The 26696-nt window shown below is 48.3% G+C and carries 22 protein-coding genes; 10 read left to right on the plus strand and 12 right to left on the minus strand.

The window, feature by feature from the left end:
• Positions 1-163: 163 nt before the first annotated feature.
• Genes ACOQOZ_RS08385 through ACOQOZ_RS08395 form a run of 3 tightly spaced genes read right to left on the minus strand, consistent with a single transcriptional unit; the run spans position 164 to position 2604 of the window.
• On the minus strand, positions 164-628 hold the full coding sequence (locus tag ACOQOZ_RS08385; RefSeq protein ID WP_420591819.1) for a hypothetical protein: 465 nt from the start codon (positions 626-628) through the stop codon (positions 164-166).
• Positions 625-1332, minus strand: a complete 708-nt coding sequence (locus ACOQOZ_RS08390) for an OmpA family protein (RefSeq protein WP_420591820.1) — start codon at positions 1330-1332, stop codon at positions 625-627. Before ACOQOZ_RS08390 ends, ACOQOZ_RS08385 begins: the two co-directional genes overlap by 4 nt.
• Before the next feature lie 21 nt (positions 1333-1353).
• Entirely contained in the window at positions 1354-2604 is a 1251-nt protein-coding gene (locus ACOQOZ_RS08395; RefSeq protein WP_420591821.1) for a hypothetical protein, read from the minus strand.
• A gap of 397 nt (positions 2605-3001) precedes the next feature.
• On the opposite strand from ACOQOZ_RS08395, the gene ACOQOZ_RS08400 reads away from it, so the two are divergent.
• Together ACOQOZ_RS08400 and ACOQOZ_RS08405 are read left to right on the plus strand one after the other, a co-directional pair.
• Complete coding sequence (locus ACOQOZ_RS08400) at positions 3002-5491, plus strand: acyl-CoA dehydrogenase (RefSeq protein ID WP_420591822.1); 2490 nt, start codon at positions 3002-3004, stop codon at positions 5489-5491.
• A 136-nt stretch (positions 5492-5627) separates the two neighbouring features.
• Entirely contained in the window at positions 5628-5960 is a 333-nt protein-coding gene (locus ACOQOZ_RS08405; RefSeq protein ID WP_420591823.1) for a hypothetical protein, read from the plus strand.
• 65 nt (positions 5961-6025) lie between these two features.
• On the opposite strand, the gene ACOQOZ_RS08410 is transcribed toward ACOQOZ_RS08405, so the two are convergent.
• Together ACOQOZ_RS08410 and ACOQOZ_RS08415 are read right to left on the minus strand one after the other, a co-directional pair.
• Complete coding sequence (locus ACOQOZ_RS08410; protein WP_420591824.1) at positions 6026-7642, minus strand: methyl-accepting chemotaxis protein; 1617 nt, start codon at positions 7640-7642, stop codon at positions 6026-6028.
• 14 nt (positions 7643-7656) lie between these two features.
• On the minus strand, positions 7657-8655 hold the full coding sequence (locus tag ACOQOZ_RS08415) for a cytochrome-c peroxidase (protein WP_420591825.1): 999 nt from the start codon (positions 8653-8655) through the stop codon (positions 7657-7659).
• Positions 8656-8830: 175 nt separating this feature from the next.
• Between ACOQOZ_RS08415 and ACOQOZ_RS08420 the strand changes: the two genes are divergently transcribed.
• The 6 genes from ACOQOZ_RS08420 to ACOQOZ_RS08445 all read left to right on the plus strand — a co-directional run bounded on the left by ACOQOZ_RS08420 (position 8831) and on the right by ACOQOZ_RS08445 (position 12518).
• Positions 8831-9151, plus strand: coding sequence for a YbjQ family protein (locus ACOQOZ_RS08420; RefSeq protein WP_420591826.1), 321 nt, complete (start codon positions 8831-8833; stop codon positions 9149-9151).
• Entirely contained in the window at positions 9151-9648 is a 498-nt protein-coding gene (locus tag ACOQOZ_RS08425; RefSeq protein WP_420591827.1) for a YbjQ family protein, read from the plus strand. Before ACOQOZ_RS08420 ends, ACOQOZ_RS08425 begins: the two co-directional genes overlap by 1 nt.
• A gap of 167 nt (positions 9649-9815) precedes the next feature.
• Complete coding sequence (locus ACOQOZ_RS08430; RefSeq protein ID WP_420591828.1) at positions 9816-10490, plus strand: CsgG/HfaB family protein; 675 nt, start codon at positions 9816-9818, stop codon at positions 10488-10490.
• Positions 10491-10501: 11 nt separating this feature from the next.
• Positions 10502-10852 (plus strand): DUF4810 domain-containing protein, encoded by a 351-nt coding sequence (locus ACOQOZ_RS08435; RefSeq protein ID WP_420591829.1) that lies wholly within the window; start codon positions 10502-10504, stop codon positions 10850-10852.
• 3 nt (positions 10853-10855) lie between these two features.
• The gene (locus tag ACOQOZ_RS08440; protein WP_420591830.1) at positions 10856-11515 is read left to right on the plus strand and encodes a DUF799 domain-containing protein; all 660 of its coding nucleotides are present in this window, start codon (positions 10856-10858) and stop codon (positions 11513-11515) included.
• Between the two features lie 142 nt (positions 11516-11657).
• Positions 11658-12518, plus strand: coding sequence for a M48 family metallopeptidase (locus ACOQOZ_RS08445; RefSeq protein ID WP_420591831.1), 861 nt, complete (start codon positions 11658-11660; stop codon positions 12516-12518).
• Positions 12519-12555: 37 nt separating this feature from the next.
• On the opposite strand, the gene ACOQOZ_RS08450 is transcribed toward ACOQOZ_RS08445, so the two are convergent.
• From ACOQOZ_RS08450 to ACOQOZ_RS08465, 4 genes are all read right to left on the minus strand, one after another.
• Entirely contained in the window at positions 12556-13239 is a 684-nt protein-coding gene (locus tag ACOQOZ_RS08450) for a PepSY domain-containing protein (RefSeq protein WP_420591832.1), read from the minus strand.
• Positions 13240-13250: 11 nt separating this feature from the next.
• Positions 13251-14666, minus strand: coding sequence for an ATP-binding protein (locus tag ACOQOZ_RS08455; RefSeq protein WP_420591833.1), 1416 nt, complete (start codon positions 14664-14666; stop codon positions 13251-13253).
• The gene (locus ACOQOZ_RS08460) at positions 14663-15373 is read right to left on the minus strand and encodes a response regulator transcription factor (protein WP_420591834.1); all 711 of its coding nucleotides are present in this window, start codon (positions 15371-15373) and stop codon (positions 14663-14665) included. The genes ACOQOZ_RS08455 and ACOQOZ_RS08460 overlap by 4 nt, the downstream gene beginning before the upstream one ends.
• Positions 15374-15604: 231 nt before the next feature.
• Positions 15605-16207, minus strand: coding sequence for a peroxiredoxin (locus ACOQOZ_RS08465; RefSeq protein ID WP_420591835.1), 603 nt, complete (start codon positions 16205-16207; stop codon positions 15605-15607).
• 142 nt (positions 16208-16349) lie between these two features.
• Here ACOQOZ_RS08465 and ACOQOZ_RS08470 point away from each other — a divergent pair, with 142 nt between their 5' ends.
• Positions 16350-17375 (plus strand): hypothetical protein, encoded by a 1026-nt coding sequence (locus ACOQOZ_RS08470; protein WP_420591836.1) that lies wholly within the window; start codon positions 16350-16352, stop codon positions 17373-17375.
• A 65-nt stretch (positions 17376-17440) separates the two neighbouring features.
• On the opposite strand, the gene ACOQOZ_RS08475 is transcribed toward ACOQOZ_RS08470, so the two are convergent.
• The 3 genes from ACOQOZ_RS08475 to ACOQOZ_RS08485 form a co-directional block, all read right to left on the minus strand.
• Positions 17441-21259 carry a hypothetical protein gene (locus tag ACOQOZ_RS08475; protein ID WP_420591837.1) on the minus strand — a complete coding sequence of 1273 codons (3819 nt, stop codon included), beginning with the start codon at positions 21257-21259 and terminating at the stop codon, positions 17441-17443.
• Positions 21260-21434: 175 nt separating this feature from the next.
• Positions 21435-24482: an efflux RND transporter permease subunit gene (locus ACOQOZ_RS08480; protein WP_420591838.1), complete on the minus strand. Its 3048-nt coding sequence runs from the start codon at positions 24480-24482 to the stop codon at positions 21435-21437.
• 19 nt (positions 24483-24501) lie between these two features.
• Positions 24502-25575 carry an efflux RND transporter periplasmic adaptor subunit gene (locus ACOQOZ_RS08485; RefSeq protein ID WP_420591839.1) on the minus strand — a complete coding sequence of 358 codons (1074 nt, stop codon included), beginning with the start codon at positions 25573-25575 and terminating at the stop codon, positions 24502-24504.
• A gap of 202 nt (positions 25576-25777) precedes the next feature.
• On the opposite strand from ACOQOZ_RS08485, the gene ACOQOZ_RS08490 reads away from it, so the two are divergent.
• Positions 25778-26437, plus strand: a complete 660-nt coding sequence (locus ACOQOZ_RS08490) for a TetR/AcrR family transcriptional regulator (RefSeq protein WP_420591840.1) — start codon at positions 25778-25780, stop codon at positions 26435-26437.
• The last annotated feature ends 259 nt before the right edge of the window (positions 26438-26696 follow it).

Here is a 26696-nt window from a genome sequence, read left to right on the forward strand (position 1 = left end):
AGCGGGCACTGAAAAACGTTTCTGAGGCAGGCAGAACAAGGCACTCTTTAGAGCTGCGTAAGCTAATAATCAGAGAGAAAGCGGAGTTTATAGATCATAAATGAGCATTTTGAACTGATTTTTAACGCCGTTATGACAACGCAAGTAGTTTTTCAACAGGCAGTTAAACCGGATAGAAAGGGAACTCTCGTTTAAACTCCGCCAGATCAAACTCTTCCTGCACCTGGTCAGTAAACTCACCACGACGGATACGGCGGTTATCCACACCGTGGTACTTCAGCAGTGCTAAGCATTCGAGACACAGGTCATCGTCATTATTGGACTCGGTTCCGCATTGAACCTGATGCTGACGGTGGCGAAGCTGTTGTACCTCCTGACAATATGCCAGATGGTACTTATTGTCGTGACTGAGCCACAGCCGGGAATTTTTATACGCCAGAGTTTTATCTTTGATCACCCGTAACTCACCGGCATTAACTTCGAAGCTTCCACTTTCTAATGCTTCACGCTCGGAGTAAGTCAGCTGTTTCTGGGGGTCGAATAATTCAAACTCCCCCAGCTTATCCGTTCCCATTTTCTGGCGAAGCTCATTCAGGTTGGCGTCATCTAAGAAATCCGGCAACTTCATAAAACGTTCTCAAGAATGGTCGCAATCCGGCTATCAGCATCGGTTCTCACCCGAAACTCCACCCGACGCGAGCCTTCGGCATTTTCATCGCCGTTATCCGCACGTACTACTTTGGCAGACGATAAACCGTTGGCGGTTAAATGCGACTTTAACCATTCCTTATTGCCAGATACTTTGTTCAGCCCCAATACGTAACCCAATGTGGTACGGGTACGCTCCTGGGATAAATCCATATTTCGGATATAAGCATCGTCCTCGTTTGCCGCACCCGACCAGGCACTGGAAGTGTGGCCTTCGATACGCACTTCGAGAATATCGTCACGGTATTTAGGCTGAGTAATGATGTTCACATAACGCGGGAAGAAATCAGCCAGAATATCGGCAAATTCGGGTTTTAACTCCGCCTTGCCCTGATCAAATAACACGTCGGTGTTGTTAAAACGAAACGCCAGGTCTTTATCCAGCTCGGCGCCCCAACGTTGCATATCTGCGGCAAACTCGTTGTTTAAATCGTCGTACAACTGAGTCCGCAGGTGATCGTATAAAATGGCGATATCACGGATTTTATTCCGCTCGGTTTCGACATTCACCATAAAGACGATGGAGATCAGCATAAACACCATCATCAGGCCGGCCATTAAATCGGATACTGCGACCCAATGGCCTTCCTGTTCTTTTAACTGTTCCAGTTCGTTTTCGTTCATTCGTTTTTATTAATCCGGCAATCAGTCGTTATCGATATCAGTGACGGATTCAGCCACCTTCACCAGTTGCTGCAAACGTTTGGTCAGTGGTGTGTAATCACTGACGAACTTCTCGGACAACGCCGTCAGCTGCATACCAAAGGACTTCAGCGCCTTGTTCAGCTCTTCTTCCATACTTTCATCCAACGACTGCACCTGGCGCTCTACCCGCTCACCCAAACGCTGTAATTGCTGCAGACTGTGATGCTGCTGTTCCTGCAGGCGATCATTCGATGCTTGCAGCTGTTGCTCCAGTTGCTGCTCAACACCGCGCTGCATGGCACCAAGCTGTTCGACGGCCCAGCGTTGTTGTGACTGTACCGCTTCGGACATGCCCTGCGTCAGCGCCACCACCCGTTCTTCCAGTTTTGGTAAACCATCAGCGGCGTGATTGACCAGATCGGCCAGTGAACCTAACTGAGACTGCAGGTTCTGACGCTGGGCTTCGAGGCCATTCAGCAGATCCTGCAGCGATTCGGAAATACCATTAAAGGCGTTGGCGTGTTTCACCATATATTCGAACGCATGACTGGCTTCTTTCATTGAACCTGCAGTGCGTTCCTGCTCGGTAATCAGCTGCTGTAACTGATCGCGATAATTGTTCTGCCAGTCGAGCATCTTGCCGACACTTTCATTAAGGCGTTTAAAGTTATCGCCATACTGTTCGTTAATACGAGTGTTAAAGTCGCGCATAACGGTTTCAATCGCCTGCACCAGCGCTTTGGCGTTGGCTTCTGCCATCCGCTCCTGGTAACTGTCGAGACTGTGAACAATCTGATCGAGGCGGTCGACGGTTTGTAAGTGATTGCGGTTAAAAGCACGAGGCAATGCGTCTTCGCGTTCCGGATGGAACTGATCAGCCAGGTGTTTGAGGGAAGCATCCAGATCATCAATAGTGGCGACCCGGGTCTGAGCGGTTTCACGACGGCCAACCTGAGCCATAGCTGCGCGGATTTTTAATGTCAGCGCACCCAGCAAGCCAACAATGGAGGACCAGAACGCAGTCTTAAGGCCATCCATCAGTTTCGGCACACTGCCCTGAATATCGGCGGTATCAAAATGCCACAGACCTAATGCCACGCCGAGGAAGGTACCAAAAATACCAATACTGGTCAGAATATTGGGGGCGATCTCCGCCGTGCGGTTGGAGTATCGGAAGATATGGAAGTACAGCGTCAGAATGACGATCACCGCCATTAAACCGAGTGTCCAACCAGAAAATTGCGCCATCATGTAAAAATGTCTCAAACAAACTTTGGTTTATTACAAACCAGTCTAGTTCAAGAAATTTATTTCGCGTATTAGCTATATACAACGCAATTATTTCTGTCATTACGCGCCAGTGCGATAACCCGACGACAGCTTAAGACCTGTATGACAAATCACCTCTGAATCACAAGCAAAGACACCCGTTCAGCACCGCAAAACTTTTTCCAAAAACTCAACAATAGACAACTTATCTTTTCCTCCGTGACATTTGCGAAAAGGTGGAATAACTGTATAGAATCCGCAGCTACGCCTGCGAGTGGATCTTTTCATTGGTTACAAACAGTGACTACAACGCCTCGCAGTGGTAACTCCAAAAATCAAAAACGTGCCGATTGAACGGCCATGACTTGAGGTTCTAATCATGTCTACAACTCTGGGGAGCTTGCTCCTGATCGTTGCGCTGCTGGGCTTAGCCTACAAGCGCGCTAACCTGAAAACCTCCGCAATTGTGGTAGGTGTTATTGCTGCTCTGGCTTTCTTTGGCCCGGCGTCTGCAACACTCACTACTATCGCTGTTGTTCTGACAGCTGTGTTTGCGGTACTGAGCGTGGAAAGCTTCCGTGCTAGCACCATTACCCGTCCTATCTTCGCTATCTATAAGAAGATTCTGCCTGAGATGTCCGAAACCGAAGCAACTGCTCTGGAAGCCGGTACTGTATGGTGGGATGGTGAACTGTTCGCAGGTAAGCCAAACTGGCACAAACTGATCGATCACCCGAATCCTTCTATGAGCCCTGAAGAAATCTCGTTCCTGGAAAACCAGGTTGAGACTCTGTGCTCTATGGTTGATGAGTGGGAAATCTCTAACCAGGGCGACATGTCTAAAGAAGTGTGGGAATACATCCAGAAAGAACGCTTCTTCTCTATGATCATTCCTAAAGAATACGGCGGCCTGGGCTTCTCGGCTCAAGCACAATCTGCAGTACTGCAGAAGCTGTCTGGCCTGTCTGGCGCAGTATTCTCTACCGTTGGTGTACCTAACTCATTAGGCCCTGGCGAACTGTTACTGAAGTACGGTACTGAAGAACAGAAAAATCACTACCTGCCACGTCTGGCGGATGGTCGTGAAATCCCATGTTTTGGTCTGACTGGCCCACGTGCCGGTTCTGACGCCACCTCTCTGCCAGATACTGGTGTGGTATGTAAAGGCGAGTGGGAAGGCAAAGAAGTTCTGGGTCTGAAACTGAACTTCTCCAAGCGTTACATCACTCTGGCACCGGTTGCGACTGTTGTTGGTCTGGCGTTCCGTATGTTTGACCCGGAAAAACTGCTGGGCGACAAATACGACATCGGTATCACCGTTGCGCTGTTACCACGTCACCTGAAAGGTATGGACATTGGTAACCGTCATAAGCCAATTGGTTCCCCGTTCATGAACGGTCCAATCTTTGGTAAAGACGTATTTATCCCACTGGACTTCATCATTGGTGGCGCTGCTAACGCGGGTGAAGGCTGGCGTATGCTGGTTGAGTGTCTGTCTGTTGGTCGTTGTATCACCCTGCCTTCTTCAGGCGCCGGTGGTGGTAAATACGGCATCGCAGCAGCTGGTGCTTACGCACGTATCCGTCGTCAGTTCGGTGTGCCGATTGCTAAGCTCGAAGGTGTTCAGGATTCTCTGGCACGTATCGCTGGTAACGCATACATCAACGCGGCTGCAGCACGTGTTACTGCAATCTCTATCGACCAGGGTGAGAAGCCATCTGTACCTTCAGCCATCCTGAAATACAACCTGACCGAATCTGCACGTCAGATCGCAATCGACAGCATGGACGTTCACGGTGGTAAAGCCATTATCCGTGGTCCAGGCAACTACGTTGAAACCGGTTACTCTTCTGTACCTGTTGCGATCACCGTAGAAGGCGCGAACATCCTGACTCGTTCTATGATCACCTTTGGTCAGGGCGCAATCCGTTGTCATCCATTCGTACTGCCAGAAATGGACGCTGCGAAAGCTGACGACCTGAAAGCATTCGACAAAGCTCTGTTCGGCCACTTCGGTTTCATCTTCTCTAACATGTCCCGTTCTGCGGTACTGAGCCTGACTAACTCGGCGTTCACCAGCGTTCCTGTTTCCGGCCCAACCAAGAAGTACTACAAGCAGATCAACCGTTACGCTGCGAACTTCGCACTGATGGTCGATATGTGCATGTTCTCTCTGGGTGGCGAGCTGAAGTTCCGCGAACTGATCTCTGCCCGTCTGGCTGACATGGTATCTAAGATGTACCTGGCTTCTATGGTACTGAAGCACTGGGAAGACCAAGGTCGTCAGAAAGAAGACCTGATCCTGGTTGAATACGCTATGAACAAGCTGTTCTCTGAGTTTGAAGTTGCTCAGGATGGCCTGATCAAGAACCTGCCTGCACGCCCTGTTGCATGGTTACTGCGCGCTCTGACTCTGCCTCTGGGTCGTACCGCTAAAGAGCCTAGCGACAAGATGGTTGCTAAGATCGTTGACCTGACGTCTGCCAACACCGGCACCCGTGAGCGTCTGATCGAAGGCATCTACCGTGGCGACAACGGCAAAAACCCACTGTTCCAATACGACTCTCTGCTGGCTCGTGTTGAACAGGCGGATCCGATCTACAAGAAGATTGGTACTGCTATCAAAGCGGGTAAGTTCGACGAATCCAACCTGACTATCGAAGGCCGCATCCACGATGCTGTTGAGATGGGCGTTCTGACTAAAGACGAAGGCGAGTTCATGATCGCATTCGAGAAAGACGTTCTGGATATGGTTAACGTTGACGACTTCCCACTGGAACACTTCGGTGAGGTTTCCATCAAGCATGATGAGCCTGCTCCAGCAAAGAAGACTCGTAAGAAGAAAACAGAAGAAGCTGCTGAAGCTTAATTTCTGTTAGCACCCTAAGTGCTGAAAAGCCCGCCAGGAAACTGGCGGGCTTTTTTGTTGGGGGGTCCATTGTTATGAAAAACTAAGCTCTATATCATCAATTTATTTTGCACAACTTAGTTTGTACCGGGATGTTATGAAGCTAAAAGTTTATTCGTTAATATTAACCTGCTTTTTTCTGGTTTTTTTAATTCAAAGCCTGACCAGTCTTATCGGAAAAACTATTACAGATAGAGCTAACACTGAAACACGTAATCAATTAATCGAAATATATGGCCCCGACTTTTCTCCGGACATAGCAAATATAGATATAAAGGTTATCGAAACTGTTGGTTTGATCAGAGAAAAGAGCTTTGATAAATATAAATGGGCTCTGATCGCAAATGGAGCCTTTCATATAACATTAATGCTTCTCTTAGCATTAGTTTGTAGCAACTTAGTAATCCGCATTGTGAACGCTCACCAATAGATCAACTTAGTTTGACTGCATTCGTATTATTAGATCTGCTGTAAGGTTGTTCCTGCTACAAGCAGTCACAACCTGAACTGCCCGATATGATCTTCCACCGAAATTAACGCCTCTGCCAGCTGCTGACGCACATTCTGCAGCTCTGCTGTACGCTGCTCAGTTGCTGAAGCCACATCACCGACGCCCTGCATACGGCCACCCACATCATCCATAGAACGGCTCTGTTCTTCGGTTTGTGTGGCAATGCTGCTGTTCATCGCAGCAATCTCTTCGACTTTAGCGCCCACGGCGGTTAACGAGTTATTCACTTCGTCACTCTGAGAAACACAGCTGATCGCCAGCTCACGGCCCTTTTCCATCACTTCCCTGGCGTTATCGACTTTGTCTTTAATGCCACAAATGGTTTCACGAATATTCTCGGTAGATTCACGGGTTTTCATCGCCAGTGAGCGCACTTCATCGGCGACTACGGCAAAACCACGACCAGCCTCACCTGCGCGTGCAGCTTCGATAGCTGCGTTTAATGCCAGCAAATTGGTTTGTTCTGCAATCTCGTCAATCACATTAATCAGAGTCGAAATACTGTTACTGTCTTCTGCTAATAATTGAATACCGTCGCGGGCGCTCGATACTTCATTCGACAACTGGCCAATACTGTTAGCCGACTGCTGTAATAAACCAATGCTCTGACGGGTATCCGCGTCGATGGATTCGGCGTGATGTTTTGCCTGTTGCGAATAATCGCGCATTTGCGCAACGGTTGCGGTCATCTGACCAACAACATCGGCAGTGAGTGACAATTCGTGTTTCTGTTCACTGGCACCACGACTGGTTTGATCAGCAATTTCCGTCATGCCCATTAGCGTCATACAGGCGCGGGTCACCGATTCATTAGTTTGTGACACCAGCTGATGAATCCGGTCGATAAATACATCCAGCTCCCGGGCCAGCTCGCCGGTTTCATCCCGGCTTTTCAGATTCAGCCTGCGGGTTAAATCGGCTTCACCGCGAGCCAGGTCAGAAACCGCACGCTGCAGCACTAACAGTGGCTTCTGAATATTCAGCGATAGCAATACGGCCAGAATCACACCCACCAGAATCACAACCGACATCACCGTAATACTGATCGCCTGGGTATCGGCCAGGTTCTGCGAAGTCATCTCTTTTTGTTTCAGAGCCGCTTCAATACTTATCGTCACCAGCTGATTCAGGGCTTTTTCAAGATCCATGTCCAGGCCAGTCAGCAAACGCTCATCCGGCAATTGCTGCAGTTGAGCTGCACCAACCCGTTGGCCATTTAATTCATACCAACGTGCGGACAAGTCATTAATCGCACGGAAATCCAAGCCGGCACCGGACGCTTCCACACCCAGCGCCTGGGCGGCTTGTTCAGCCATTAACAGTTCCTGCGTAAAGCGCTGTTGCAGCTGATTCAGCTTTACCGCATTTTGTTGACCATCAGAAAACTGAATAGCCGCGAGCTCCTTGCTGACCAGCTCGCGGCTGTCGCGAAAGATATCCCAGGCATTTCGGCTGCTGTTAACCGCGTTCAGCGGCTGCTCAATGGCCGCCAGTGCCGAATGGCCAATCGCATTCAGCTGGGCATTCAGATAAAGACCCAGAGCGCTGAACAGCACCAGAATCAGACCAAAGCCAAGCCAGAGTTTTTGTTTAATCTTCATCGTATTGTCCCTGGTCAGATTGGCAAAATAGGCAGGCTGACGGGCTTATCGTCACCGTCGAGGGTGGCCATAAAGGCCTTAAGTTGCGCCAACTCATTCGCATTGAGCAAGACCGGCTTCATTAACTCCGAGCGGCTGTCACGTGGAATACCACCACTGATGTAGTGCCCGAGCACCGCATCCATATTCGGCAATGAACCGTTGTGCATATACGGCATACGCTGACCAATATTACGCAGCCCAGGGGTTTTAAAACTGTGATTATCGCCAAGGTTGCCAGTCACACCCGCGCGACCAATGTCGTCAGTTGGCAGGCCAATATCATGAAAACGATTGTCGGTGAAGTTCCAGCCGCTGTGGCAACCACTGCAACCGGCCTTGCCATTAAACAGTTCAAACCCGGCTTTTGCCTGAGCCGAAATAGCGTTGTCATCACCATCTACCCAACGATCGAACGCTGCCGTTCCGGAAACTAAGGTACGTTCATAAGTAGCGATGGCTTTGAGAATATTGTCGGCGTTAATGGCTTCACCAAATACTTTCCGGAACTGCTGGCGATAGCCATTCACTTTATTGAGACGCTGCACCGCTTCATCCAGCGACAGGTTCATTTCCACTTCGGCTTCAACCGGACCACGGATCTGTTCTTCCAGACTGGGTGCCCTGCCATCCCAGAAGAAGTCTTTACCCCAGGCCAGATTCAGCAAAGTTGGAGAGTGTCGTTTCAGTGGTTCATTAATATCACCCACAGCGACCGCAACGCCGTCTTCCCAACCCAATGATGGGTTATGACAGGTGGCGCAGTTCATATTGAAGTGACGACTAAGCCGTTGGTCAAAGAACAGCATCTTGCCCAGTTGGGCCTTATCGGCGCTATAAGGATTGTCGGCTGGGAACGGAATAAAATCAGGGCGTTTATACTGTTGTTTCAACGCTTGTAGCTGTGGCGAATCAGCCGCCTGCATCAAGCCGGAAAAACATAACCCAATAACTATAAAGAAAAGTGGTCGCATACCTTATTCTTCTGATCGTTTTTATAACTCCCATAAGATTAGTCGCATTTCGGAAAATTCCCTGAAAAAGGCCGCTTTTGCCTTACGCCATGGGGCGATTCGTGTCATTTACCAGACTTTGGCCTGTCAGTAAGAATTTCGTTAACATAATCCTGAATTAACAAAGGAGTCAGACATGCTGATCAGCAATATGGAAGTCGTGCCAGGCAAACGAATCATCAGCCACCTGGGACTGGTTCAGGGCAGTACGGTTCGTGCCAAACACGCAGGCCGTGACATTATGGCCGGGCTAAAAAACATTTTTGGCGGCGAGCTGAAGGGTTACACCGAACTGTTAGCAGAATCCCGCGACGAAGCAATTGAGCGCCTGAAAGAACAGGCACAGGCCATTGGTGCCAACGCCATTGTAAACGTGCGCTTTTCCACATCGTCCATCGCGGCCGGTGCTTCGGAAATTTTTGTTTACGGAACCGCGGTGATCGTGGAGGACCGTTAATGGGCCAGATTATTATTTTCCTGGTCCTGCTTGGGCTGGGCTATTTCTTCGGTCGTATGGCCGAGTCACGCCATTACAAGCGTATTCATCAACGTGAGCAGGCGTACCGTAAATTACTGGTGATGCCGGAAAAAATTCCGCCGCTTGAATTCAGCCAACATGAAAGCACACTGGTGAGTGGAAATGTGGTGATTTCAGTCGACTATTTTAAAACCGTCGCCGCAGGGCTGAGGTCGATCTTTGGTGGTCGGGTAGCTGCTTATGAAAGCCTGCTTGATCGTGCACGCCGTGAGGCCATTTTAAGAATGCAAGAAGAAGCGAAAGCCAAAGGCGCCGATGCGATTTACAACCTCAAATTTGAGACCGCACGTATCGGTCAGAATGCCGGTCAAAGCCTGGGCTCGGTTGAAGTATTGGCATATGGCACAGCGCTGATTCCAACCCCCGATATGCGTGCTGAACGCATCGCCCGAAATAATCTGGTACAGGGGAAATAATCGGTGCCGGAAGTAATCAACAAACGAATAAGTAAGTTGAAAGAGGCAGCTGCAAGAAGCTTTTCATCACTTAGCTATTGACATATGCTGAGACCCATCGACTATTGATTTATTACTTAATTTGTATAGGCTAGCGCCCTTATATTAGTCAGATAAGGACATTACCTATGCGCCCACTGCATCATATTGCATCCATCATCATCTTTTTAACCGTATTGGTTACAGGCTGCGCCACCGAAAGCCATAGTAGAAAACAAGTTGAGAGCGTCGAAAGTTATCGCTCCAGCTACATTGGACCAAAAACAACTTTAGTCGTTGGCAACTTTCAGAATCGTTCCGGTTATCAGCAGGGTATCTTTTCATCTGGTGTTGATCGGCTTGGTAACCAAGCAAAAACTATTTTAAAAACACACCTACAACAAACTAATCGTTTCGGCATTGTTGATCGTGAAAATATGGAACGAATGCGCGAAGAAGCTGGCTTTAGTGGTGTAAAACAAAATATTAAGGGCGCACGCTACACCATATCAGGCGACGTGACGGAATTTGGCAGAAAAGTGACTGGTGATAAGCAGCTTTTCGGGATCCTGGGAGCCGGTAAGACGCAAACAGCCTACGCCAAGGTAAGTATATTAGTTCTCGACAACCAAAGTTCAGAGATTGTGTATTCCACCCAAGCTGCTGGTGAATATCAATTAAGTAACCGTGAAGTTATAGGCTTTGGTGGCACAGCCAAATATGACTCAACGCTGAATGGAAAGGTCTTAAACTTTGCCATCAAGGAAGCTGTGAACAATATAGTTAATGATATCCAGAATGGCGTCTGGAATATCCAGTATTAAGGAGATAAACAATGAAACTATCCCGTATTTTTATTTCGTGCTTACTTGCCCTGATGGTAACTGGCTGCGCAACAAAAACCCATTATTACTGGGGAAACTACGAAGCGATTATTTACAAACAATATGTTGAACCCGGTAGTGCCGACCCGGCTGCACAAATTCAGTTGCTGTCTGAAGACCTGGAACAAGCAGAATCTTATGGTAAACCGGTTCCACCGGGGGTTCACGCTCACCTGGGCTATATGTATTACCTCAACGGCGATTACGAAAAAGCTCAGTTTTCGTTTAATCAGGAAATGTCATTATTCCCAGAGTCAGAGAACTTTATTCAGGGTCTAATCAGTCGTGCAAAAGGACAATAATCGATGAAACATGTAAAGTTATATACAAAAATATTATTTCTTGCGCTTCTCACAGTCCTAACTGGCTGCGCTGTTACTCCCTACGACTACTCAGCACTGCGTGAAGCCAAACCACGCTCGGTTGTTGTTATTCCTCCGACCAACAGCACAGTAGAAGTCAACGCACCATATATTTATATGTCGACGATTTCGCAGCCACTGGCCGAAAAAGGGTACTATGTTTTCCCTGTTGCAGTCGTAGAAAGATTTATGCAAGAAAATGGGTTGCCGACCCCAGCTGAAATGAATGCAGTGCCACTGGAAAAAATTCGCGAACATATTGGGGCCGATGCGGTGCTATATATCAATATCGAAGACTGGGGACAGAAGTACTACATCACCTCGTCGGAATCTGTCGTTAAAGTTAGTCTGAAAATGGTCGATGCCAACAACGGTAATATATTGTGGAAATCTCAGCCACACGCCGTTCAGCCGTCAAGCAATGGAGGTGGTGGCCTGATTGGTGCAATAGCCGGAGCAATTGCCACCCAGATCGCTGGTTCGATCACTGACCAGACTCCAGAAGTGTCCAGAATTGCTAACAAAAATGCTTTTGATGACCAATATCGTGGTCTATTAAATGGCCCGTATATAAAACCGGAAAAGCTGGTAACATCAAACTAGCCCTTAGTCCCCCTGCTAACCAGTAGGGGGACTAAATCATGCTCAACTTTCTTACAAATCTTTCGATAGTACTTTCTTACAATCAATTTCGTCATAATGTATATAGCTCCAATAGTATAGACGCATCAGCTTAAATATCGTTATGGCAACACAACCTAAGCAAAATCCGATTCTGCCGGATCACATCAATAATAAAAACGAGCATCCGCTAAAAGATTTTCTGATTCTGGCGATTGCCGTAGTGCTGCTTATTTCGGCGGTTACCTGGGCACTGGCCAGCAGTGCTTCGTGGCTGGCGCCGAGAATTCCTTATGAGTGGGAATTAGCCTGGCAGGATACTTCAGCAACCACAGAACAAACATCTATCGACCAGCCCCAGCAACAAACAGAACTTGCCTTGCAACAACTGCTGGAAAAACTGATCGGAGAAAATGCCCTGCCAGTTCGGGTTCATTATCTGGCGGATGAAGCGACACCGAATGCCTTTGCGACTCTCGGTGGCCATATTTTTATTACCCGTGGCTTACTGGAAAATGTGCAGTCGGAAAATGGCCTGGCCATGGTGCTGGCTCATGAGTACGCTCATATTAAATTACGCCACCCAATGATTCTGGCACTGGAGCAACTATCACTGGGTCTGATACTGGCGCTGTTAGGCGGCGATAATATTGCACAGCTGGTGACGCAGAACACCTCAATGCTAACGGTACTGGCATTCAGCCGCGATATGGAACGTGCATCGGATGAATACGCGCTGCAACGATTATTGGCAACCTACGGCCACACCAGTGGAGCCGATGAGTTCTTTAAACAAATTAAAAAGCTTGAAGCAAAGCGCAGTTTTTCGACAACGACTGAAACACTGGATTTGATGCAAACTCATCCACTAACCAGTGAACGTATCGAAGCCATTGCCGCTGTTACCAGCATTGGTGAACTGACTCCGTTAGTGCCACAACTCAAGCAACAGCCAAACGCTGAAAGCCAGAATCCTCACAACTAACACCTCGTGCTTAAACTCTCACACCGGTTAGCTCGCGCTATAACCTTGCGACGATGTACGCCAGTATTACAACCAGAGTGCCGAGGCTGATCCAGCGAATTGCGGTTGCTTTCATTTTGGGCACCGCCAGTGCAACCAGCACACCACTGATTATGCTGAACACCAGACTCAACGCCAGCAGGATGCCTAACCAACGGAATAATTCTCCGGCCAGGCCTTTATGAATATAAATCAGCTGACGCATCAGATTGTTGGTTTCGACAATAATATGGGCGTGTCCATCCGCTTCCGGCTCGGTCATCATCACTTCATGATGAATATCCCAGAAGCTCTGCAAATGGTCGCTGTTATAATATTGCTGCGGTAATTTTTCAGAATAAAACTGCGCAAAGAGCTGACGCGCTGCCTGTTCATCTTTTGGGAAGTTAACCCGTTGTTCTTCCGTCAGTTGTATATCGATTTTTTCAGAACTCGCTGCGCCACCTTCAAAGCCCAGCAGGTATAACAAGCCGGAGATAACGTACAGCAACACCAGTGGCAGAAAAAAACAGGAAATATATGTGTGCCAGCGTACCCAAAAGCTGCGTCCTTTAGCACCCAGACTGAAACGGGAAGTATTTTTTCTGCGCTTGTTTTTACCCGATTTTCTTACCGGCTTTTGTCGCACAGCGTTGGCAGGTTCGAGAGACGGCGCTTCTGCGCTCTGAGTAGAATGAGACATAACACCTATCGCTATTTACGTGGTAAACGAATTTCAAATACCAGACCGGTTAGCGCTTGGCTGCCACTGTCATTGGCATTTTTTAGCCGGGCAATCACTGAGCCTCCCAACGCCTGAACCTGGCGTCGGCTCAGAGCCAGACCCAGGCCATAACCGGAACTTTTTTCGTCTTTGGTACGGGCTTTATCAATGCGGAAGAAAGGCTCAAAAATCGCATCCAGATATTCTTCTTTTACACCCGGCCCCTGGTCACTGATTTCTATCATGATGTCATCGTCTGATTCGGTAAGACTGACGGTGACTTCGCTACCAACCGGGCTGTATTTCATCGCGTTACGGATAATGTTTTCCAACGCCTGCCCCAGCGCCCTGTGGTTACTCTGCTCTACAATGCACTCATCCGGCACCTGTAAAACCAGCTGATGTTCGGGGAACTCAAAACGGGCATCTTCGGCAATGGCATCAATTAACAAACAGATATCCAGGGTTTCCAGCGCAAAACCCTCTTTATTATTAAGCTCGGCATTGTCCAGCCAGGATAACGTCAGAGTATCTTCGAGTAACGACTGCATACCGTCTACTTCACGCGCGACTCGCATTAATGCCGGGTCATGCTGATTGTCGCTCAGCGCCAGTTTGATACGGGTAATGGGCGTTCGTAACTCATGAGAAATATCCTGAATTAATTGCTGCTGGCGTTGCATCAATACGCTGATGTGGTCTGCCATGGCATCAAAGCTTTGCCCTAACTCACCAAATTCATCCTGACGGCCTTTCATATCGGCGGCGGTACGTGCCTGATAATCGCCCTTACGAAAACGATTAGTGACATTCTGCAGCAGGGTTAATGGCGTATTAATATGGCGATACATCAGTGCTGCAAATAAGGCTACAAGCAATATGGGCAAACCATAAGTAATGGCGTGATCAATTTCTTTCGAATACGTGCCGGGCCGCATCTGCTGGGGTAACTGAATAAACAGAAAATACCCGGTGCCTTCCATCGGTAGTTTCATCACCGGATTAAAGCTGTAGTACAAGTGGATCGGGTAATCGATGCTGCGACCCACACTCAGATCCGGATTTTTACCGAACAAACGGGTATCCAGTTCTCCGGCCAGCCATTCGGCGTGGGTTTTCCCCATGGCTGCCCAGGTATTTTCTTTTTCCATTAATTGCTGCAGCCAGTTATTCAACGCCTGTTGACGCTCTTCACCCTCAGGATAACGCAAATAAATATTACTTGCCTGGCTGGCATACAAGCGCAGGGTTTGCCGGTGTTCGGGTTTGATCAGACTGAGCTTGCTTTCAACATAATCGCTGAGCAACACCACCAGCGTTACTAATAAAATCGCAGACGATGCCATGATCAGATAGAACTTGGTGAACAGCCGTAATGAGACGATGTAAGATAAGATCCGCTTCATAATTCCGTCAGATCCAGACAATATCCCTGGCCACGCACGGTCTTAATCAGGTTAACGCCAAGACCCGCAGCATTGAGTTTTTTACGGATTTTACTGATGTGCATATCCAGCGTGCGGTCGTAACGGCTGAACTCGCGCAGCAATACGTTCTGATATAAATACGCTTTGGTTAACACTTCACCCGCCTGGTCAGCCAGCGCCTTTAACAGATCGTATTCCATTAAGGTGACGCCCAGTGTTTGACTGGTTGCGGTTTCGCTGAGAATACGGACGCTGGCCTGTTGGCTGTTAAATTCAAACAATTGCTGTGGTTGTCGATCAACGACTGGTGAAAACAGTTCCGGATTACTGCGGCGCAGAATCGCTTCTACCCGCAAATGCAGTTCCGTCATATTAAATGGTTTAATCAGATAATCGTCAGCGCCGGTTTTAAACCCCTGAATCCGGTCTTCTTCGCCGCCACGCGCGGTAAGAATTAGAACCGGTGTTTGTTTGCGCAGACGTAATCCGGCGAGCACTTCCAGACCATCTTTTTTTGGCATCATAATATCGAGCAAAATCAGGTGGTAATCCTGTTGCCGTGCCATTGTCAGCCCCAGCTCACCATCTTGTGCCGAATCCACCTGATAACCTGACTCCTGCAGCTTCTCACACAACAACTGGTTAACGGTCAGGTCATCTTCAATGATCAGAATTCGTGCAGCCATACACACCTCGAATACTCGCGATTAAAACGACAAAAGCCCCTGCCTCAGGGAGTCAGGAGCTCTGCGGAACGCATCATACACTAAAATTAAGAATGGTTTTCAATCGCGATTGATTATCGAGTCGGATGGTAAAATGTGTAGCACTTTTACGTTTGTTACATTCACCTTCCAGGCTGAAATTCAGGCATAAAAAAACCCGCCGAAGCGGGTTTTTCAGATAAAGAGCTCAGCTTACAGCTGCTCAGTACCTTCAGACAGGTACTTAGCAACGCCTTCCGGAGAAGCGTCCATACCTTTGTCGCCTTTGTTCCAGCCAGCAGGGCAAACTTCACCGTGCTCTTCGTGGAATTGCAGCGCTTCAACCAGACGTACCAGCTCGTCGATGTTACGACCCAGTGGCAGATCGTTGATGTTCTGAGCGCGTACAACGCCTTCTTTGTCGATTACGAATGCGCCACGCAGAGCAACACCGCCTTCAGTTTCAACGTCGTATGCTTTACAGATACCGTGATCGATATCAGCAGCCATGGTGTATTTAACCGGACCGATACCACCAGCGTTGATATCGGTGTTACGCCATGCGTTGTGAGTGAAGTGAGAATCGATAGATACAGAGATCACCTCAACACCCAGAGCTTTGAACGCGTCCATACGCTTATCCAGAGCGATCAGCTCAGAAGGACATACGAAAGTGAAGTCCAGTGGGTAGAAGAAAATAACGGCATATTTGCCCTTGATGGTTTCTGACAGAGAAAACTCGTCAACGATGGTGCCATCGCCCAGTACCGCAGGAACGGTAAAGTCAGGGGCTTGCTTACCTACTAATACGCTCATGTTTGAACTCCTTGATAGAAAGTTTGCATAACTGCATGATTTGAAGCGAGTATGATACAACGCGTTTCAGGTTAATCCCACCTATACTATCCAACAACCAAGCGGTGATTAGTTTTTCCAATCGAGGCTATAGCAAAGCGCTATGACAATGGCAGATTTGTCTGAAAATTCATCAAACCCGGTCGCAGACGCCGTCGCAACACCCGCAGAATCCGTCGCAACGCCTGCAACAAAACCGCTTCCATACCAGACATCGTCACGTCACTGGTTAAAACGTCATCGTCTGATCATTATCACGCTGGCTTTATCCTTTGCTGCACACAGCCTGTTGCTGATTAAAAATTCATCAGAAAAAGAAATCATCAGCTCCCGGGTAATTAATGCCAAACTGGTAACTGCACAGCCACAAGGCGCAAACAAGCAGGATCAGGACCCATCTCTGGAGCAAAGTCGGTCGCTTCAACCACAGCCTGAGCAACAGCAAGGCAACGCCCGGAATTCAGACTCTGCTGAACCACAGAATCAGGACCTGGAAGCTGCTGTGGCAATAGAAACGACCGAGCAGGATCAAGCTGCATCGGCGGATAAAAAAGTCATCAGTAGCCAAGCCAGCAGTAATCATCAGGTTACCCCAGAACAAACAACCGAGTCCGACCTGAAATCTACGGCCGTTACCGAGGCAAAACAACCACCTCAAGAACAGCAGAAAAAAGTGCAGCAAGAAACACAGAGAGAAGTAGCAAAAGAAAAAGCACAACCTACAGAAATCACAGATGCTGAAAAACCGGAGCAGCAATCAGGCAACAGTGCCCAAAGCAGCGAACAGCAACACCATCAGCTCAAGCAACAACAGCGGGAATTACAAAAACAAGGGATCGCAGAACAGTTTTCCGACCCGATTGAACGAAGCTACGTCCAACAGTTACTGACACACCTTGATCAGAAAATAATTGCGCCCCAGGCATTCAGCGGGAAAGTCCGACTCAGCCTGACCATTAATTTTGGCCAGATTGTGACTCAGGTTGAGGTGTTGGAAAGCAGCGGTAATCAGCAAATCGACAGCTGGGTAACCAAAGCCGCCATTGGCGCTAACCCCTACCCACAGGTTCCGCCACAGCTGAATCAGCCCTATATTTTTCGGCCGACGATTGATTTAGGTGGTCAATAATCTGCAGGCATAAAAAAGCCGGGAATGATTTCCCGGCTTTTTCAGTTCAGATCAACCTGGTTGAATTATTGAGTCACCAGGAAGTTCGGAACCACCACCAGTTTACGCGTTTCGTTATTATCGAAAGCGAATACCGGTACACCGTTACGGTCTTCAATGTCGCCCACTTTATGTCCGGCAACGCTGATTTCACCCTGGAAGCGCAGATCACCGGAACACCCTTTATCTTCTGCATTCGATACCGTGCTATCGGTATTTACACAGTCGATTTTAATGGTCATTTCGGTGTCCTGATTTTTAATGGTCAGATTGTTTTTGGTTACATCTGAAATATCAGCCAGCGAATCAATGCTCAGATCAATCGTGCGTGCGCCATAAGACAAACGGATATTACCTGCGGCCGTTTCCTTGCCATTGCGCTGGGCAAAAATATTAACGGCGGCATTGTCCAAACCCGTTACTGCTGCGCTGACACCCAAAGCAACACTCAGCTCAGTGTAGGCTTCAACACTTTCAAACTCGCGAATATCAAAGTTGATATACGAGTCTTCCAGCGTCACTGCAGCCTGGTATTGTGTAGCGTCACCAGCGATAAATTCAGGTACCTTAACACCCGCGTCATTTTCACTGATGCCGTAGTCAATCTCACCATCAGCAACCGAAATATAGTTGAAGCGGAATGTATAGAGGAATGGATATTTATTATCTTTGTACGCCGCTTTCAATTCAGCACGGGCAACACTTTGTTCAGTGCTCGCACTTTCTACATCATCTTTGCTGAACGTTTTTTCACGTACGATATTGACCGGGCAATACAACAAAGTGTCGTCATTTTCACCGGACCCCATACATTCACGAGCAAACTCCACCGACAAGATTGTTTCACCAGAGCCGGCAGAATTTGCCTTGATGTATTCCAAACGCTCTGCAATTGTCTGATTAGCCGGACTGAGACGATATTCCAGTGCCTGAACAGCCTGGGTAATCTGACAGCTCTTTATGCCACCTTCCTGCTCTTCAGAACATTGAGCGGCAGTTTCGATATACCAGTTTTGATCCAGGTTACCTTCACCAATAGGCTCACCTTTCAGAACGGCTGCATATCTGGCCGTAATGTCCTGACGCAGCTTAGTAACATCAGGCTGTAAACGATAGAAGGCTTTACCATCACGTTGAACCGTCGACATATTAAAATTCAGCTTGGTAATTTCATCACCCGGCGCAGGCAAATTAACGGAATTAAATGCAATCTTATCCACATCAACATCGGCAACCGCATTAATTGAAACGACTGCGCTGCTGTTTCCGTCTTTTTCTACCGACAACTTACCGGTAACAGCCAGTTGTTTAATCATATAAACCGGCTCACCAGCATATTTAAATACACCACCCGCAGGATTTCTCAGAATACCTGCCGTGGCTTCAACTTTGGCATCTTCCAGCTTGATCAATTGAGTGGTGCCATTAACCTCTTCATTGATATGAAGTTTGTTAATGTTCAAAGTGGCAGTAGCATTATCTGCGTACGCCTTATCACTTGCCAGATTACGGAAATACTCAGCCGTGGCGCTGATGGTTCCATCAAAATTAATAGACGCATCGTTACCTGCTTCGGTTTTTCCTTTTGCCAGTAGCGTGCCGTTAAAGCTCAGACTGGTGTTGCCATTAGCAAGCTCCAGCAAGGTTCCTTCTTCTGCGGGATCATCGGCTGCTGTATTAACCGAATTAAGCGTTAAGGTACCCACCAGGGATTCACCGGTTGATTTAACATCCGCACGAACAATCACACTGCCCTTCAGCGTTACATCCCGCTTCGCCACATCATCAGCATTGGTTGTGTTGGCTAAATCCAGATCAATGGTCATTTGAGCGGTTTTATCGGCATTCGCCAGATCAGCGTTATCACTGATCAGTGATCGGAAGTCCGCTGTGGCTTTAATTAAATCAGAGTCTGAGTTTTCGCCTTTGTTCAGGAATGCGTTTAAAGCATCAGCATCTTTGAAGGTCAGTGTTACGACACCAAAATCAACATTTTCCTGCTTCTTAAGGTAAAAGGCTTCATTGTCAGAACCTTCAGCCGGAGTAACGCTGCCGTTGAATGACAATACGGAGATCACCGCTTTATTTTCAGCCGTCACCGCTTCAGTCTGAATTTCAGCGGTGTAGTTAATAACTTCATCGTCTTCGGTAACCTGACGAGTGAAGGTGTATTTTCTGTTGTTCTTATCCTGAGCATCCGACACATCCACGTTCAGTGAACCCAGAGCAGCGTACACGCCACTGTCATTGGTCTCAGCAAACGCTCCGCGGTAACCATTTCGAACAGCGCTATCAAGGCTGTAATTGGTTGCCTCTGGTGCCTTTTCACGAATAAAGCCAGCCAATGTCGCCAATGACATCGCTTCGTTAATAACATCGAATACCGGACCCGTATCAATTTCGGTTTCCGAATCACATTCAATAGCGGCGGTCTGAGCCAGCACTGCGGGTACTACGCCTTCGTCAGACGGATTAGCCTGCGGTGGAGACATCTCTCCTTCACTGATAACACCACTGTTATTTGGATCGAACTCTTCAGGTGGTTCAGCCGGTAATGGCGGAGGTGCCGGAGCGTCAGTAGCACAAGAAACATCGCGCGTATTCTCTGATATCAGATACTCAGTCACGACACTGACCAGCTTGGAGCCGTCATCAACCGCCCCAACCAGCTCACCGGTGGCATTAGTCTGATCAACAAACGGTGTGGTCAGTGTTTCGTTACGTTCGTCGGTTAACGCCGTATGCCAATTATTCAGATCTTCCAATAATGTCAGACCTTTGCTGACCGCCTGCTCTTTAGTAACAGGTGCCGGTTCAGTTGGCTTGTTATCTTCTTTAATATCGTCAGGAACCGGTTGTGGCTGTGGCTGAACATCAACAACAGGTGCGCTGGTTTCCTCTTCAGTCGCCTGCTCGGCTTCCTGTTCTTTCTGCTGAATTTCCATTTGTGCCTGTTTGAACTGTGACCCCAGTTCAACATTGGCAGTTTTCGCAACCTCCTCAGATTTATCCAGAACCGATTCCGAATTTTCAAACAACTCTTCCAGGCTGACATCATCGCCCGCGGTGGCTTCTTTGTTTTTCAATGCACCGTCGGTTTTATAGTCATCGGTCAGATTTTCGATAACATCGGCCACTTTATCGGCTTCACCACCACTGATATTGGCAAGTGCAGCCACCACAGCACCGTATTTCTGTTCGCCGGAAGAAGCGTCTTTCATATCCTCCGGGTCAGTCACATCGGCCGGAGTCTGAGAATTAATATTCACACCTTCCAGGCCAACCAGTTTTGCAGTAGCGCGTAAGGTGCCTTCAATACGGGCCGGGTCGGTATCACCTGCGGTTACCACACGCTGTGCCGCCAGGTGGGTAATTGGCGTGACCATTAATGGTTGATCAGCGGCCAGGTTAGCCGACGGTAATACGGCTGTTAATTCAAAGTCGCTGTCGTTAAATGCGTAAAAGTCACCAAAGGCGACGCCGTTACCACAACCCAATACGGCGTCACATTTTGCCTGGGTGTCTACATCGGTGGTCAATGTCACCAGGATCGGGCCGGTATGCTCAATGCCGCTTAAATTGTAACGACCTTGCTCATCCGTTTGAGTGTTTTTCAACACTGAGCCATCGGCCAGAGAAGTAGCAACAACCGGTGCATTTTTCAACAAGCCTTTTACCGCAAGACCCGTCAGCGATACCCGCTCAACCACAACTTCGTTGCCGGGTTTTTTATCACCGCCACCGGATGAATCTTTACTATCGGAGGAGCCACCACCGCCGCAACCAATTAACGCAGCACTGGCAATTGCTGTTACCAGCAACTTTCGTGAGAAAGGAGTGTTCATATCTGATCCTTGAGATTTCCCTGAACAATTATGTGTAAAGACAGTTGGGATAATTCTTTACATTTAGACGGTGGCGGAGTGTATCTCAGGGCATAAAAAAACCACACCCCCAAACTTAGGGGGTATGGCTTTTTTATCGGTGACTATTGTTATGTTTGTCTATACAAACATCAAACTAGGACATCCTTCCTAGATAGCGATACAGCACAGGAACCACAATCAGGGTCAATAATGTCGACACCAGCAATCCGCCAATAATCGCCCACCCCATCGGTGACCACATACTGGAGCCGGACAAGGTTAACGGTAATAAGCCACCAATGGTTGTCAGCGTGGTCAGCACAATCGGGACAAAACGGGTTTGAGCAGCCGCTGCAATCGCTTCCAATTGCTCCATGCCTTGCAGACGCATCTGATTGGCATAATCCACCAGAATAATGGAGTTGTTCACTACGATGCCCACCAACGACGTTAAACCAATAAAGGCAGTAAAACTGAAGGTATAACCCGTAATAAACAGCGCAACCAGAGCACCAATTAACGCAAAAGGAATCGCCGCAAACACAATTAATGGCTGAATAAAGGAGCGGAACTGCAACACCAGCACGGCGAAAATACCAAACACCGCCAGAATTAACGCTTTTGCCATACCGCCAAATGCGCGCTTACGGTTCGCCTGTTCACCACCGACTGCATAATGAACACCATCTGGCCAGGCGTACTGGTCAAGTTGCTCAACTACAGCATTGGTAACTTTCTCGGTCGTGAAGCCCGGTAATACATCCGCAGTTACCCGTGCCATACGTTCGGTATCGAAATGCTGGAAACGCGCAATACTGGTTTCCAGCTGAACCTCTGCCACCTGTAATAACGGCACAAGTTTGCCATTCGCAGTCGGTACCTGAATATCATCAAAGGTTGCCAGTTCCGGGCGTGGATATTCAGACAGACGTAATACCAGATCGTATTCCTCGCCATCGTCATCACGATAAACACCCATGGGTAAGCCCACTAACGCGGTACGGATCGTGCGGTCGATATTATTTAACGGAATTCCCAGCATGGCGGCTTTATCGCGATTAATATTAACGCGCAAATCAACCTTATATTTACCCACCGGATTATCGACTCCCACAATACCCGGCGTACGATCCATAATATCGGCGACGTCGCGGGAAACCGCCTGAATTTTATCCAGGTCTTCACCAATTACCCGGATGGCAACCGGAGCAACCACTGGAGGCCCCTGCAGAAATTCTTTTACGATTATCTGCGCCCCGGCAATATCACCAAGTTCTTTACGCAGCTCGGCCACCATAGGTTCAACAACGCCCAAGTCACCTTGTTTCAGGGTAATAAACAGCTGAGCAAAATTGACCGTTTGGCGGGATGGGAAAATATTGTAATAAATACGCGGATTACCACGACCAACGTTCTGGGCGATATCCACCACCAGTTCTTTTTCCCGTACGATGGCTTCAACCCGGTCGGCCATTTGTTGAGTCTGATCGAAACCCGTGCCTTCCGGCATATCGATATTCACCAGAATCATCGGTTTTTCCGCTTTCGGAAATAAACTCACACCAATCATTGGGAACAACGACAAACTGGCAATTAATAACGTCAGGGAAATCGCCAGCACTTTTGCCGGATGACGCAGTGCCCGGTCCAGCCAGCGTTTGTAAACACCCGAAGAAATGGCTTCGAGTTTCTGTTGTGAGCGTGTGGTTTTACTCGCCGACTTACCCAACTTGCTGGCAATTAATGGCGTTAACGCCAGTGCAATTAACAGCGACGCAAATAATGTCAATACCACGGTCACCGGCATCGCCCGCAAAAAGGTGCCGGAACCGTTTTGCATTAATAACATAGGTAAGAATGACAATACCGTCGTTAACGTGCCACTGGCCACGGCCCAGGCAACCTGAGAGCTACCAGCAATCGCCGCTTCCCTGGGGGAGTCGCCATCACGTAAATGACGCGCAACATTTTCCACCACGACAATCGCGTTATCGACCAATAAGCCCAGCGCAATCACCAGACCAACAATCGACATTTGCTGCAAACCAAAACCGGATAAATCAACCCAGCCGATGGCAATAAAAATCGACAACGGAATCGCAGTAACCACAACCAGCGCCGGTTTAAAACCTAAAACAATAATCGACAATACAGCGACTAAAACCAGGCCCTGATTTAAATTACTGAAAAAACCATCAATCTGACGCTCTACACTGGCGCTCTGATCCATTACGGTTTCGATTTCGATGGATTGTGGTAAACGTTGTTGCTGATAATCCGCCAGATCCTGTTTAATTCCTTCCATGACCTGGAAGATCTGGCTGCCTTTGCGCTGCACAACCGAAACAAAAACAGCACGACGATTATTAAATTTCGCGCGGTAACTTGGCAGACTTTCGGTTAATGAAATATCGGCGATATCGCGCAGATAAATCAGTCGCCCGGCATTCCCCTGTATTGTCTGGCCACGTACAACCGTGTCACCAATTGCCTGCAATGATTCATAATCACCACTGGTTCGTACGGTAAAACGACGACCACCGGCATTAGCATGACCACCCGGTAAGTTCTGGGCAGCGGTATTTACCGCCGCATAAATTTCATCGAGGCTGATTCCCATGCCGTTGACTTTACGCTGGTCGACCTGAATCTGAACTTCCAGTTTCGGCAGTGCTGCAATATCGACACGCTTTACCCCATTAAGGCGCTCAATGCGTTGTTCCATTGCTTCGGCATGGCGTTTTAATTGCTGATAGCTGGCGGTTTCAGAAACCAGCGCCAGCTGCAGAATGCTGACGTCCGCCGGAGAGATTTTATCAATATCGAGATCTACGATGCTGTCGGGTAACTGATCACGCACCCGCGCCACCGCCGACACAACATCGTCATATTTATCTTCCGGATCGGTACCGTAAAGAAACTCTACGCGGATGACCGCCAGACCATCTTCAACGTTGGTTTTTAATTCTCGTAAATCATCCAGCTCGTTAATGGCCGATTCAATCGGGTCGACCACCAGCTTTTCCATATCCAGTGGCGTTGTCCCCGGATTCACCACTTTGATAATGGCCGCAGAAAAATCGAATTGCGGATCTTCTGAACGTGGCATCGTAAAAAAGGACACCACACCCAACAGGACCAACAGCAAAAACATCACCAGCGTAAACTGGTGATTACGAATAGCGAGTGCAGGTAATTGCATAACGGTTTTCCTGTATCAGTTATTTACTGATAGCAGCAACCGCTGCATTCATAATCTTCAGCTCACGGCCTGGCTGTACATAAGGCGCACCGGCAACAATCACCTGGTCACCACTGTTCAGACCGCTCACCACCAGATGCTCGCCATCCAGACCAATTAACCGCACATGGCGCATTACAGGTTTTCCCTGATCAACCAGATAAATATCCACACCACCACGATCGCCTTTTACCATGGCACTCATCGGTAACAGGCTGACCTTCTGGTGCTGGCTCGGTTCGATTAAGGCATTGCCAACAAAACCGGCTAACAGAGTTTTTGCTTCACCCTGCTGATTTTTACCGGACAGGCGGAGTTCTACTTCAAAGGTTTGCGTCGCATCGGCACGACCCGCCAGTTCGCTGACTTCGGCATCAAATAACTGATCCGGATAAGCATCAAAACGTACCTGAGCTTTGTCGTTTAACGTCAGGCGTACGATATCGCGATCCGTCACTCCGGCACGTAGCACCCAACCGGTTTTGGTGGAAGCAAACAAAAAAGCCGGCTTGCCTGTGGCAACCAGCTCATTCGGTTCAATAAAACGCTTCAGAATACGACCCGCCGACGGTGCACGAATAACCGCATGACGCTGGTTAAAACGTGCAACGGTTAAGTCAGAGCGGGCAACATCTACCTGAGTTTCCGCCTGTTGTAAGCGATCAACTGACAGAGCATTAGACCCCTGCAGCGACTGAAAACGCGCCAGATTACGTTCGGCATTAGCCAGTACTGATTCGGCCTTAGCTACCTGGGCATCAATCTCTTCCAGATCAAGTGACGCCAGTACCTGTCCCTGCTTAACCCACTGGCCTTCGTCAACTTTTACCTTCCTGATTAGTCCACCAATCTTAAAGGCCAGGTTTTGTTCCGATTTGTTTTCCAGCATACCGCTGATATGGATATTACGAGCGTAATCCACTACTTCGGCTTCCATCACTTCTACCGGCAGTGGCGCCTGGGCAGAAACACAAAAGCTGAGCAGTGTCAGAGTCAGAAAAGAAACAGCCCGAGAGCGGCCTGATTTTAAGAGTGATTGCAGGGATGAGTACATATTGGCCTCCGGAATGGTCGCCATCGTTATTAGAAGAATGTATCGACTGCTGTGTTGTTGATAAAAACATTGGCGCCTTTCGCCACATGTTTACAGCGAATACATAGTATGACGAGCATGTTTACACCGTCAACACAAAGTTGACGCTGCACACAGACTTGGGTTGAATGACCGCATGTAAATTTAAAAACATGGATCGAATATGAGCGCAGCAGTCCCTGCAGACCCGGAACCTCAACCTTCCACCACCACTGGTCAGTACCATCACGGCAACCTGAAGGTCGCTTTGCTGCAGGCCGCGGTTGAGCTGATCCGTGAAACCAGTGTTGAAAAACTCAGCCTGCGTGCGTTAGCAAGAAAAGTGGGCGTATCGCAAACCGCGCCTTACCGCCACTTCAAAGATAAAAATCATCTGCTGGTCGAAATCGCCAAAGATACCTTTGCAGAAATGGTGATGGTCACCACCAAAGAACTGAAGCCACAACAAACGCCACCTCAGAACGTCTGCAACTGCGGCCGCGCTTACCTGCAATACGCCATTGATAACCCGGAGCGTTACAAGCTGGTATTTGGCCCCAGTATTGAAAACCGCGAAAACTATCCGGATCTGATGGAAGCAGGCATGAGCTCATTTGCGGTACTGATGAACTTAGTAGAACAGGGGATCGACAGCGGCGACTTCCTCGATCACTGCCCGAAACTGCTGGCCAACGCCTGCTGGACCTCAATGCACGGCTTCGCCTCCCTGGCGATTGACGGCTTTTATCAGCGTCAGGAACTTCCGGTCGATTTTGCAACCTTAATGGAAGGTCAGGTGCAGTTGTCGATGCGCGCCATTCAGCGCCAGCCAAGCTGGGTATAACGCCCGAAATGACAGAAAAACCCCCGTGCTTTTCTGACCAATCAGACAACTTCTGTTTTTTTCATGTTGGACTTTATATTCCTTCATGAACATCGCACCAGGCCAGATGACATCTGGCCTGCTTTATTTTGGAACCATCGTACATAAAAGTGCTTTTTAGGGGTGAATAAGCTGAATTTAAGCGCTATACTGCCTGCCCTTTTTTATTGCCGTTATGGTTAACTATTAGCCGAACGACAACAACTTTCAGGTAGGACTA

Source organism: Bacterioplanoides sp., assembly GCF_965219715.1.
GTDB lineage: Bacteria > Pseudomonadota > Gammaproteobacteria > Pseudomonadales > Oceanobacteraceae > Bacterioplanoides.